The organism is Corynebacterium efficiens YS-314 (assembly GCF_000011305.1).
GTDB lineage: Bacteria > Actinomycetota > Actinomycetes > Mycobacteriales > Mycobacteriaceae > Corynebacterium > Corynebacterium efficiens.
The window spans coordinates 3,015,440-3,027,527 of the sequence record NC_004369.1; the positions used below are offsets into that span (position 1 = coordinate 3,015,440).

Below are 12,088 nucleotides of genomic sequence, written 5' to 3' on the forward strand. Positions count from 1 at the left end.
CACCCGCTTATCGACGCCCAACCCCCGCCCCACCCTTGCCACCCCTGGTTTTCTGCGCCGTTCCATGCCATGATGGCGGTCACAGTTGGTTGGCGAAACAGTAGAGAGGACGGAGACACGATGCGTGCGTATCAGTTGCTTCAGCAATTACGTCGGCACGTACCGTCCCGCCTCCCCGCGCGCCGGGGGTTGTTGTAAGAACCCCCCAGCGCCCCACGCCCCATCCCGAGGCCCCCGCAGGTACGTGCCCGATCAGCACCCACCCGCGGGGGCCTTTGTCTACCGTGTTCCACCGAGAAAGGACCAGTGTCACCCATGACCACAGATGTCATCTCCTTCGCCTCCGTCCTGGAGGATGCCGCACTCAACCAGGCGAAGGCCACCGCCACCATGCCGTTCATCTACCCGCATGTCGCCCTCATGCCCGATGCCCACTACGGGCTGGGTTCCTCGGTGGGCACCGTCTTCGGCACGAAGGGCGCGATCATCCCCGCCGCGGTCGGGGTGGACATCGGCTGCGGCATGATCGGCGTGCGCACCCAGTTCACCGCCTCCGACCTGGAGGGCCGCGACCTGACCCGACTGCGGGATGCCCTGGAACGCGCCATCCCCCTGTCCCCGGGCAACTACAACAAGGGCGCACTGGAGGATTCCGCCCTGGTGAAGATCGGGGAACTGGAGACACTCGCGGAGAAGAACGATGTGGATCTGTCCCACTCCCCGAAGTGGAAGCAGCAGCTGGGATCCCTCGGCGGTGGCAACCACTTCATCGAGCTGTGCCTGGATGAGGAGGACCGAGTCTGGATGTTCCTCCACTCCGGATCCCGCGGGGTGGGCAACAAGATCGCCCAGAAACACATCCGCATCGCCCGCGACGCCTGCGCCGGGGAGGACCTGCCCGATCGGGATCTGGCCTACCTCACCGAGGACACCCGGGAGTTCAACGACTACCTGCGCGAACTGGAGTGGGCGCAGCGTTTCGCCTTCCTCAACCGCGAGGAGATGATGGACCGCTTCGCCACGCAGCTGGGCCGGTTCGTGGGCACACCCGTCTCAGAGATCGAACGCATCAACTGCCACCACAACTACACGGTGGAGGAGGAGCACTACGGGGAGACCGTCTGGCTGACCCGGAAGGGCGCGGTACTTGCCGACGAGGGAACCATGGCACTGATCCCCGGCTCCATGGGCACCGCCTCCTACGTCGTGGAGGGCAAGGGCAACAGGGAGGCCCTGCGCTCCGCTCCCCACGGCGCGGGCCGGCGCATGTCCCGCACCCAGGCCAAGAAAACCTTCACCGCGAAGGACCTGGACAACCGGATGTCCGGCATCGTCTACCGCCCGGGCAAGGAGTGGATCGATGAGATCCCGGATGCCTACAAGGACATCGACCAGGTGATGGCCGACGCCACCGATCTGGTGAGCATCCGGCACAAACTGCGTCAGATCGTCAACGTCAAGGGCACCTAGGATCACCGTACGGGGATCACCGCACGGTGTGCAGCCGCACCCCGTTGTCGGTGCACCACTTCTGCAGGTCGGGGTTGACCGTGTCGGTGACGATGTCGTCGACACGCTCCAGACCCACGAGGTGACAGAACCCCACCCGGCCCACCTTGCGCCCCTCGAGGGGGATGACCACGCGCCGGGCGGTGTCGATGGCGGCCCGCTTGATATCCGCCTCGGAGACATCGGTGACATACCCGCCATCGGCGGTGACCCCCACGACGCTGATGAAGGCGGTGTCGACAGTGAACTGTCGGAGACCCATCATGGTGATCGGCCCGGTGACGCATTCACCGAGTGGCCGGTACTGACCGCCGAGCAGGGTGTGCCTGATGCGGGGCTTCTCCGCGAGGATGGGGATCACGGGGATGGAGTGGGTGAGGATATTGGCGGGCTGGTCCATGAGCTCGGCCATCCTGACGATGGTGGACCCGGAGTCGAAGAACGCCGAGGAATCATCCTCGATCATGTCCAGGCAGTAGCGGGCGATCCCGTCCTTCGTCGCCTGCGGCGTGGCCGGCTGCGGTGGTGCCGGGGAGGTGGGCTGGTCGGCCACCTCAGGCACCGCGCCCTCCACGGCGATGGCACCACCATGGGTGCGCTTCAACACCCCCTCCTTCTCCAGGATGGTGAGGTCCTTGCGCAGCGTGGGTTCCGACACCCCGAGAGGGTCCACCAGGTCCACGACGCGGATACTGCCACGCTCCTGCACGACCTGGGCGATACGTGCGCGTCGTTCCTCCGCGGAGTCGGGTTTGGCTCCGTTCGCTGGCTGGGTGTTCATTCCTCAGACATTACCCAACCGGGTGCCCACAGTCTCCGCGACCAACCCATGCCCCACCGACGCAGGCCCATGATGAGGGGATCAACAGACCTCTAGAGCTTTCGAATGGGATTCAAAATCGAAACACCATGCTTTCGAAACTGTGTGGGCCATTCGAGCCTTCGGTTTCGATATCGAAACAGGCTTCGAAACGCAAACGAAAGCATAATGAAAGGGTCTTTCGAAAAGGACAACTTCGTAATTACATTTGCGTAGTTCGAAAGCGAAGAGTGGCGTTGCCCTGCTGGCAAAATGGGCGTTTCTATTATATATCGATGCAGGTGAAACGGTTTTATCACAGAGTGCTGAGGAAACAGGTGGCCGGCGACTAGGTGTGGCATGTTCGAAAGAAGCAGCCATCCCTTTCATACTTTCGAAACGAACGTTGTGAATGGATGCGTTTCGAAAGCCTAAATTGAGCTTTCGATTTTACCGGTTCGGCGTTTTCGATATTTCTTCAGTTTCGAAAGTCTATATTTTCCAAACGAAGCAGCAGTTCTTTCGCTTTGGTGCCGCCGCGGTAGCCTCCCAGGCCACCATCGGTGCGCAGAACGCGGTGGCAGGGGGAGAAGATGGGGACGGGGTTGGTAGCGCAGGCGGTGCCGACCGCGCGCACAGCACCCGGGTTCCCCGCCTTCCCGGCCAGTTCCTTATACGTGACGAAACTCCCGTAGGGGATGGTGGCCAGCAGCCGTTGCACCCGGCCGTGGAATCCCATCTCCCCGTCACCGGGCCGGGACAGGGGCACGGTGAAGGTCGTCCGTTCCCCGGCGAAGTACTGATCGAGTTCCGCCACGGCACGGTCCAGGATGGGGGTGTGTGCGGCGGTGGAGCCCGCGCTGTGGCGGGTGTGGTCCTCGCCGGCGAAGCCCAGATAGGTCAATCCGGCGTCATCGGCGACGAGGAGCAGCTCACCGACAGGCGAGGTGAATCGGGTGTGACACAGAGCCATAGTGTCTACACTTTCACGACGATCTTGCCGGTGGTGTGTCCCTCTTCGATGAGGCGGTGGCCCTCCATGAGGGTCTCGGCGGTCATTCCGGTGAGGACCCGGTCGGTGATGGAGCGGAGCTGTCCGCGGTCGATCATGTCGGCGATCTTGGTGAGGATCTGTCCCTGCACCGCCATGTCGGGGGTGGCGAACATGGCGCGGGTGAACATGAACTCCCAGTGCACGGCGATGGATTTCTGTTTGAAGGCACCGAGGTTGGGGTTGAGGGGATCGTCGATAAGCACCAGGTGCGACTGCGGTGACATCACCGCGGTGAGTTCCTCCTCGCGCCCGGTGGTCCAGGAACTGAAGACGAAGTCCACCCCGCTGATCTGCTCCCGCAGATCATGGTGGTGATCAATGACATCGTGGGCACCCATCTCGCGCACCCAGCGGGTGGATTCCGGGCGTGAGGCGGTGGCCACCACCCGCAGGTTGGTCAGGGCCCGGGCCAGCTGGATGAGCGCAGACGGCACACCTCCGGCACCGCCCAGCACCAGCAGGGTGCCGGTGGTGGACTGGGTGACCGGCAGCCGGTCGAACAGGGCCTCCCAGGCGGTCAGGAAGACCAGGGGCAGGGCGGCGGCGTGGGTGGCATCCACGCTGCCCGGCGCGTGGCCGACGAGGCGCTCATCGACGAGGTGGAACCGGGCGTTGGTGCCCTGGCGCTGATTGGATCCGGCATAGAACACGGTGTCACCGGGGCGGAAGAGGGAGACCCCGGAACCGACCGCGACGACGGTTCCGGCGGCGTCATAGCCCAGGATCTTCGGGGTGTCCTGCTTGCCGACGCGCATGCGTACCTTCGTGTCCACCGGGTTGATGGACACCGCGGCGATCTCCACCAATAGATCACGGGGTCCCGGATCGGGGCGGGGGACCTCCACGTCGATGAGGAAATCCGGGTGGTCGGTGGGCAGGGAATCAACCAGCCCGACCGCGGGCATGGTGTGGGGGAGTTCAGTCATATAGCAAATGCTAATCAGGTTGTTGTTGTTTCGGGGTGTGAACTATGCCCCGCGCCACAGGCTGCGCCGGAACCCGCTGGCTGTGCACCGACCTGGTTAGACTCAGATGCGATAAGTACGATTTCCCGTCCCTCCCACACAGGTGAACCCCATGACCCCCAGCACCCCAGGCAACCCCCTCCAGCTCAACCGTGAGGAGATCTTCGCGGCCCATGAGGGCGGCAAACTGTCCATCACCTCCGCACGTCCACTGGCGGACATGCATGATCTGTCCCTGGCCTACACCCCCGGTGTGGCAACCGTGTGCGAGGCGATCGCCGCCGATCCGGCGGTGGCGCGCACCCACACCGGGCGGGGCCGGACCGTGGCGATCATCTCCGACGGCACCGCGGTGTTGGGCCTGGGTGATATCGGCCCCGAGGCGGCCCTGCCCGTCATGGAGGGCAAGGCCCAGCTGTTCAGTTCATTCGCCGGGCTCAATGCCATCCCGATCGTCCTGGATGTCCACGGTGTGGATGAACTGGTGGACACCATCGCCGCCATGGCGCCGTCCTTCGGTGCCATCAACCTGGAGGACATCTCCGCACCGCGCTGTTTCGAGGTGGAACGCCAGCTCATCGAACGCCTGGACATCCCCGTGATGCACGATGATCAGCACGGCACCGCGGTGGTGATCCTGGCAGCCCTGCGCAACGCCCTGCGGCTGCTGGATCGTCAGATCGGGGAGGCCAGGATCGTGGTCTCCGGGGCGGGGGCCGCGGGTGTGGCCGCGGTGGAGATGCTCCGTGGTGCGGGTGCCCGGGACGTCGTCGTGCTGGATTCCCGGGGTATCATCCACGCCGGGCGGGAGGACCTCAACCCGGTCAAGCAGGCCCTGGCGGCCACCACCAATCCCCGTGGTGTCACCGGCGGGATGGCCGAAGCCCTGACCGGGGCGGATGTGTATATCGGTGTCTCCGGCGGTCACGTCGCCGAGGAGGCGCTGCAGCTCATGGCGGACCAGCCCATCCTGTTCAGCCTGGCCAACCCCTCACCGGAGATCGACCCGGAGCTGGCCGGCCGGTACGGGGCGATCGTGGCCACCGGGCGCAGTGACCTGCCGAACCAGATCAACAATGTGCTGGCCTTCCCGGGTATCTTCCACGGGGCGCTCGCCGCCCGGGCGCGGTCGATCACCCCGGGGATGAAACTGGCGGCCTCGCAGGCCATTGCAGATATCGCCGCCGAGACCCTCGACGTGGGCCATGTGGTGCCCTCGCCGCTGGATCCCCGGGTGGCCCCCGCGGTCAGCGCGGCGGTGCAGGCCGCCGCGGAGGCAGAGGGGGCCTGACCGCCTACCTGGGCGTGTCCTCGCCGATGAGGGTGGCGTAGAGCTCATCGAACGTCCGGCGCGCGGCCACATAGTGCTCCGGGTACCGGGGTTCCAGCGGTTCACCCAGCGGGGGAGTCGCACGGGTGCCACCGGGGTCGATGACCTCCAGGGCGATCAGGGCGGTGCCCCGCAGGGTGGCGCGTTTCATCTCCAGCGGGATGACGGGGGTGTCCAGGGCGTCGCAAAGCAGCTGCAACCAGGTGGGGTGATCGGTGGTGACCCGACCTGAGGCGATGACCCGCTCGGGTGCCGCCCCGGCACCGGTCATCTCCGCCCACGCCCGCTGATACGACAAGGCCAGCGCCTCGAACACCCCACGCCACATCTGCTCCGGCCCGGTCTGGTCGGTGACGTTGGTGAACACCGCGGTGGCGTCACTGGCCCACCCCGTGGAGCGCTCCCCGGAGAAGAACGGCAACACCGACGGGGTCGCCTCCAGCGGTGGCCCACCCAGCACCTCCGGCAGGTTCTCCACCGGCGCGACGGTACGCTCCAACCATCCGACGGCACGACCGACATCATTGAGGGCACCGCCGACGATGCACTGCGTGTCGGACAGGCGGTAGCACCACAGTCCAGGCGGGATGTGGTCAGGCACCTGCGGGAGGATCACCCGCATCGCCCCGGAGGTCGCGGCGGCCACGGCGACGGTACGGGCATCCACCGCGCCGGGACCGACATTGGAGGACCAGCCATCGGAGATGGCATGGAACCACGGCACATGGGCCAGCGCCGCATGTTCCTCCGCGATGAGCCTGACCGGGGTGGCGGGCTGATCCGGATCGAACACCGGTGAGATGAGATCCGGGGACACACCGATGTGCTCGAAAATGGGCTGATCCAGATGCCCGGTGTGGACGTTGAGGATGCCGCTCCACGCCGCCATCGAGGTGGAGATACCCCGGATGCAGGCGAGCTTGAGATAGACGTACTCACCGATCGTCATCACGCTGTGGGCCCGGGCGAACAGCTGCGGGTGCTCCTCCTTCAGCCACAGCAGACGCGCGGGGTGGTAGGAGGTGTGCAGGCGCACGCCGGTGCGCTGGTGGTAGTCGGCCTCATCGATCTGCTGGCGCAACCGGTCCACGAAAGGTGCACACCGGCTGTCGGCGTAGGTGATACACGGGGTGACGGCGTTGTCGTGCTCATCGACGAGGACGAGCGAGGAGGCGAAGGAATCCAGGATCACACCCCCGATTTGGTCGGTGAGGTTCTTGGCTTCCGCAAACGCCAGCAGGTGGCCGATCACCTCGCGGACCTCATCCACCACCTGGTCGGCGTCGATGGTGGACGCACCCTCCTCCCCGGTGGTGAACATGTGGGGCACGCGCTGCTTGGATCCCTTGATGGGCCGACCGCTGCTGTCATAGAGGCCACCGCGTGAGGCGGTCGACCCGATGTCCAGGCCCACCACACAGGGGCCGGTGGCCTCCGACAGTGGAATCGACATGGTGGGGATGCTGGGGCTGGCGGGTTTGGTGGGTTTGGCGGATTTGCTTCCCATGGCGCACCTTCTTCTGATCCTGAGGGGTGGGTGACCCGGCGCGTGACCCCGCAGGTTGGGGGATCACAGCATCCGGATCGTGGGTGTCGGGAGTGTCAGGAATATCAAGCATGTCAGATCGCCGACACCGTGTGCTCCTCCCAGGATATCCCGTAGATATCCACTACCTTCTCCGGATCCCCCAGACGCGGACCTGCAGCCACCAGCACGGCGAACACCACCCCGAGCACCAACGCCAGCCACACCCACACCAGATGGAAACGGGGACCGGCGAGTTTCGCGATCACCGCACCCGTCAACGCCCCCAGGGTGTTGAAGATGAGATCATCGATATCGCTATAACCGAGGGCGAACACATACTGGCAGATCTCGATGGCGAGACTGAACAGCGCCCCGGCCACCACCACCCTGACCACCGTGTTCCTGCGCCGGGGAGTGCGTCGGGAGTTACGCAGCAGCACATAGAGCAACACCCCGAAGGGCACGAAGAAGGCGAAGTTGCCCCCGTAGCCGAACAACGGCGCGAACCAGGTGCCCGTCTCCGCGTACTCATTGAAGGGCACCAGCTCCAGGGAACGGTTGCGGTGCGCCTCGGTGCGCCACAGCAACCCGATGACGAAGAATGCCTTGAGCATGGTCAGGGACACCATCACCGCCGAGTAGACCAGCAGAGCCAGCAGCACGAGAGCCTGCGGTGGCCGGCGTCGTGTGCGGGTGCGTAGGCGGGGGCGTGAACGGGGTCCCGACCCGGTTCCTGGGCCGCCATCCGGCGTCGCGCCAGCCGCGGTGGATGAGTTCTTCTGTGTTTCTCCCATTCCGCGGATGGTAATGGACAATTCCCGGTCCCACCGGGAGTTCCGGTGGCAGCTGCTCCCCGCGGGGCGCGTCGGGATGGACAACAGGGTGTGGCTCAGGGGTTCGGGGATATCTGCTGGCGGGCCTACGGGCCGGGTCGGTGGAGAGCTTTTCCGTGCCCGCATTTAAAGATCCACATCAGAGCCCGCGGGGGCATTTGCGCGTAGAGTTTCTCCCTAGAAGCCTCCCCCATGTCCCACCCAGGAGAATGATGTCCACGGACTACACGGATCATCCCGGTGCCAGCAGCACCGGTGACTCCCGCGGTTCCGGTCACCCCGAGGGTTCCACGCTGACCAAGGTGCTCATCTTCATCATCCAACCCCTGGTGGTGGTGGGTGGTCTGCTGTGTTTCGCCGGGGCGGTCAACGGCATCTTCGAAGTCCTGGAACAACTGCCGGGGACCAGTGGGGATACCGCAGGGGTGGCCGGGGCCGTGGACACCGCCTGGATCCGGGATGAGTTGGAGATCGTGCTGGTCTATCTCATCGGGATGGCGCTGTTGTGGGGTGTTTCGCTGGCCATCCAGATCTACAGCAGGTATCTCCGGATGTCTGCGGATTCGACCCAACACCGGGGTGATGACGAGACCACCCGCAATAATGACGACACCGCAGGAAACTAGATGTTTCCTGCGGTGTCGTTCGCATTCACCCGGCCGGGGTGGGGTCACGGGTTCGTTGCCACCATCACCCCGAGCACAGCCAGGAAACCTGCGGTGAGTGCCAGTGATGCCCAGGGCACCGCCTTCCGGGGAGTCCACACGGCGAGGGAGGCGCCGATGGCACCACCGATGGTGTTGAACAGGAGGTCATCCACGTCGCTGTAGCCGACGGCGAAGACCCACTGGAGGCATTCGATGGCCAGGCTGGTCACCGCGGAGAACACCACCACCTCCACCCACGGGAAGCGGGTGCCCCGGGCGCGCAGGATGACGTACAGGAAGAAGCCCAGGGGGAGGAAGAGGGCGATATTGCCGAAGGTGTTCACCCAGGGACCCCACCAGATCGGCGGGTCCTGGAAGCCGTTGAACAGCACCAGATCCAGCGAGCGCTGGTCGTGGGCGGCGGTGTCCCACAGGCCACCGAAAGAGAGCCTGTTCTTCAACAGGGTCAGCACCATCAGCAGCACGGCGTAGATCCCGAAGGCCACGGGAACCACCGGTGACAGGGGCCGTCGGCGTGCGCGGTCACCCTGGCTCGTCAGGTTCCCGACGGCGTCGGGCTCACGGGTCTTGAGTGAAGTCATGCGAAACCACATTAGGCACCCCTCCTGTGCACCGACTGTCACGATGCCGGAGATTCAGTGGCGGGTTGCGTGACGTTACCTTGCACAGCATGCTTGTCGACGCCCCACCCAGCCACCTACCGCAGCGGGTCGAACGGGGCGATCACCGGGTGGGTGATACCGGTGTCCATCAACTCGGCGAGATATTTACCCGTGGCGGGCCCCAGCACAATACCCCACATGCCATGACCGCCGGCGACGTAGATATCGCGGGCGTTGGTCTGACCGACCAGGGGTTTGCCATCGGTGCTCACCGGCCTCGAGCCCACCCATTCATCCCGGCGGTCATCGAAGTCGATGCCCCGCATGAGGCGGCTGGCCTGGTTGACGATCGCCTGGATGCGGTGCGGATCCAGCGGTTCATCCGGGCCACGGAACTCCATGGTGCCGGCGATACGGAAACGGCCCTGGTAGGGGGTGCAGGCCATGCGGTGGTGGGGCAGGTACAGGGAATGTTCCGCGGGGTGCTCGGTGGCCACCGAGAAGGAGTAACCACGACCGGCCTGGACGATTGTCTTCACCCCGTAGTCCCGGGCGAGCGCCGGCAGCCACGCACCGGTGGCGATGACCACCTTGTCGGCCTCGTGCCTCGACCCATCCCGGAACAACACCGCCGGACGGTCCCCGGCCGCCACGCGGGTGACCTCCACACCGGTGCGGATCTCCCCGCCGCGCTGTTCCACCGACCGCGCCAGCGACTCCATGTAGGGGCCCGGTTCGATGAAGCGCTGGCCCTCCATGCTGTAGGCGACGGGCACCTGGTCATTGAGCATGGGGGCAAAATCCTGTGGGTTGTCCAGACGCGTCATCTCCACGTCCTGGCCGTGCCTGCGCACAGCCTCCACCTCCCGGAGGAAGCCTGCGGACTGGTCCTCGTTTTCAAAACCGATGATGAACGGCTTCTTGTAGGTCAACCCGTCCACCCCACCCTGGCCCAGCTCATCGAAGGCCTCGAGGGCGACCATGCTGATCGGGGTGAGGGCCCTGAGGGCATCATCCCACCGGTTGGTGGTGGCATTGGCCATGAAGCGGGCGAGGAAGAGCCAGAGCTTCGGATCCACCCGGAACGGCATATGCAGCGGGGAGTCCGGATCGAACAGGGTGCGTGGCCCGTATTTCCACAGCACCGGGTCTGCCAGGGGAAGGGTCTTGGCTGGTGTCAGCCATCCCGCATTACCCCAGGAGGAGCCCGCCGCCACGCCCTCCCTGTCGAGGACGGTCACCTCGTATCCACGTTCCTGCAGGTGCCAGGCGGTGGCCAGTCCCACCATGCCCGCACCGATGACAATGACCCTGCTCATCAATCCCTCCTTAAAAGTGTGACACCCACCATATCCAAGGAGTGGGGGCGGGGGAGTGGGGCGTCGATAAGCACGGTGGGAACAGCAACACCCGGCACGCGGGCACCGTGGGGTGTCGCGCGCCGGGTGGTGGTTCCGCGCGACAAGGCGCGGGGTGCCCGACTAGCGGGGGAGCTGGAGCTGGATGCCTGCGGCGGCTGCAGCGTTCTCGATGTTCTCGAGGTTTGCGTACACAACGCCGGCGACAGCGGTGGCGGTGGCGGCGAGGGTGTAGAAGTACCATGCCTGACCGAATGGGGAGACGTTGTCGAAGTCCTTGGAGGAGCCGAAGATGTTGCGCTCGTACTCGGTGGCGTCCAGGGCGTTTCCAACCTCAGCGGAGGCGGAGGAGCCGGAGGAGGTGGCGGAGGACTGGGCAACTGCCGGGGTGGCGGACAGTGCGAGGGCGCCGGCGGCGAGGAGAGCAACAGCGGAGGTGCGGATCTTGCGCATGAGTAAAAAGTCCTTTTGGTCAATCATTGGAATCATGTGTGATACGCGGGCAATACTAACACCCTGGATCAGGAAAAGCGTAGCTTACTTTCATGAAACCCAGAATATCGGAGATGTGAAGCCCTTTAGGGGGCACCTTCCCGGCGTCCGCCCCACCGTTTGACACTTTGTTGATATGACAATAAAATTTCGAGCCAGGCCATGGCCTCGGACCGGCACCAGGCTGGGAAGAAACTTGCTGTGTCAAGCATCACTGTGAAATCGGGATTTTTCCCCCGCAGACGAAAGTTGAACTGACTATGACTGAAACCCAGAATCTCAAGGACGCCCTCGTCATCCACGAGGAGGCCCAGAACATCCTCTTCCGCGAGGCACGCACCGCCAACGCCTTCACCGATGAGCCGGTGACCGACGAGCAGATCAACGCCATCTTCGACCTGGTCAAGTGGGCCCCGACCTCCATGAACAACCAGCCACTGCGCGTGGTGGTCATCCGCTCCGAGGAGGCCAAGGCACGCCTGCTGCCCCACATGGCCGAGGGCAACCGCGAGAAGACCGCCAAGGCACCGGCCGTCGCCCTGCTGGCAGCCGACCTCGACTTCCACGAGGAGATGCCGCAGCTCTTCCCGCACTTCGAGGGTGCCCGCGACATGTTCGCCTCCGACGACCAGATGCGTGCAGAGGCCGCCAAGCTGAACACCGGCCTGCAGATCGGGTACGCCATCATCGGCATCCGTGCAGCCGGCCTGGCCGCAGGCCCGATGACCGGTTTCGACGCTGACGCCATCTCCAAGGAGTTCTTCCCCGACGGCAAGCACCGCGTCATGGTGGCCATCAACATGGGTAAGCCTGCCGAGAACGCCTGGTACGACCGTCTTCCACGTCTGACCTTCGAAGAGGTCGTGGAGACCCTCTAGTCTCACTTCCCCATAGGACAACGCAACACCCCTGCCCCTCATTGAGGGAGCAGGGGTGTCGTGCTGTCCAGT

Annotated in this window: 12 protein-coding genes; 4 read left to right on the forward strand and 8 right to left on the reverse strand. The window is 64.8% G+C overall.

The genetic code is table 11. From position 1 onward, the window contains the following. Positions 1-315: 315 nt before the first annotated feature. A complete protein-coding gene (locus CE_RS13980; RefSeq protein ID WP_006768810.1) occupies positions 316-1,470 on the forward strand; it encodes an RtcB family protein in 1,155 nt (384 codons plus the stop codon). A gap of 16 nt (positions 1,471-1,486) precedes the next feature. Here CE_RS13980 and CE_RS13985 read toward each other — a convergent pair whose 3' ends face one another. From CE_RS13985 to CE_RS13995, 3 genes are all read right to left on the reverse strand, one after another. After that, a complete protein-coding gene (locus CE_RS13985) occupies positions 1,487-2,290 on the reverse strand; it encodes a DeoR/GlpR family DNA-binding transcription regulator (RefSeq protein ID WP_006768809.1) in 804 nt (267 codons plus the stop codon). A gap of 496 nt (positions 2,291-2,786) precedes the next feature. Further along, on the reverse strand, positions 2,787-3,281 hold the full coding sequence (locus tag CE_RS13990; RefSeq protein WP_006768808.1) for a methylated-DNA--[protein]-cysteine S-methyltransferase: 495 nt from the start codon (positions 3,279-3,281) through the stop codon (positions 2,787-2,789). A 5-nt stretch (positions 3,282-3,286) separates the two neighbouring features. Beyond that, complete coding sequence (locus tag CE_RS13995) at positions 3,287-4,288, reverse strand: zinc-binding alcohol dehydrogenase family protein (protein WP_006768807.1); 1,002 nt, start codon at positions 4,286-4,288, stop codon at positions 3,287-3,289. A 151-nt stretch (positions 4,289-4,439) separates the two neighbouring features. On the opposite strand from CE_RS13995, the gene CE_RS14000 reads away from it, so the two are divergent. After that, positions 4,440-5,618, forward strand: a complete 1,179-nt coding sequence (locus CE_RS14000; protein ID WP_006768806.1) for an NAD(P)-dependent malic enzyme — start codon at positions 4,440-4,442, stop codon at positions 5,616-5,618. Positions 5,619-5,622: 4 nt separating this feature from the next. Here CE_RS14000 and CE_RS14005 read toward each other — a convergent pair whose 3' ends face one another. Both CE_RS14005 and CE_RS14010 read right to left on the reverse strand, forming a co-directional pair. Further along, on the reverse strand, positions 5,623-7,164 hold the full coding sequence (locus tag CE_RS14005) for a gluconokinase (RefSeq protein WP_011076105.1): 1,542 nt from the start codon (positions 7,162-7,164) through the stop codon (positions 5,623-5,625). Positions 7,165-7,277: 113 nt separating this feature from the next. Further along, positions 7,278-7,814 carry a VanZ family protein gene (locus CE_RS14010; protein WP_049783660.1) on the reverse strand — a complete coding sequence of 179 codons (537 nt, stop codon included), beginning with the start codon at positions 7,812-7,814 and terminating at the stop codon, positions 7,278-7,280. A gap of 416 nt (positions 7,815-8,230) precedes the next feature. Between CE_RS14010 and CE_RS14015 the strand changes: the two genes are divergently transcribed. Beyond that, positions 8,231-8,644: a hypothetical protein gene (locus CE_RS14015; RefSeq protein ID WP_143758480.1), complete on the forward strand. Its 414-nt coding sequence runs from the start codon at positions 8,231-8,233 to the stop codon at positions 8,642-8,644. Between the two features lie 44 nt (positions 8,645-8,688). Here the strand turns inward: CE_RS14015 and CE_RS14020 are convergent, their stop codons facing one another. From CE_RS14020 to CE_RS14030, 3 genes are all read right to left on the reverse strand, one after another. Further along, positions 8,689-9,267 carry a VanZ family protein gene (locus CE_RS14020; RefSeq protein WP_231295086.1) on the reverse strand — a complete coding sequence of 193 codons (579 nt, stop codon included), beginning with the start codon at positions 9,265-9,267 and terminating at the stop codon, positions 8,689-8,691. Between the two features lie 116 nt (positions 9,268-9,383). Beyond that, positions 9,384-10,607, reverse strand: coding sequence for an NAD(P)/FAD-dependent oxidoreductase (locus CE_RS14025; protein ID WP_006768801.1), 1,224 nt, complete (start codon positions 10,605-10,607; stop codon positions 9,384-9,386). A 162-nt stretch (positions 10,608-10,769) separates the two neighbouring features. Next, positions 10,770-11,099 carry a hypothetical protein gene (locus CE_RS14030; protein ID WP_231295084.1) on the reverse strand — a complete coding sequence of 110 codons (330 nt, stop codon included), beginning with the start codon at positions 11,097-11,099 and terminating at the stop codon, positions 10,770-10,772. A 299-nt stretch (positions 11,100-11,398) separates the two neighbouring features. Between CE_RS14030 and CE_RS14035 the strand changes: the two genes are divergently transcribed. Continuing rightward, complete coding sequence (locus tag CE_RS14035; protein WP_006768799.1) at positions 11,399-12,016, forward strand: malonic semialdehyde reductase; 618 nt, start codon at positions 11,399-11,401, stop codon at positions 12,014-12,016. Positions 12,017-12,088: the final 72 nt, after the last annotated feature.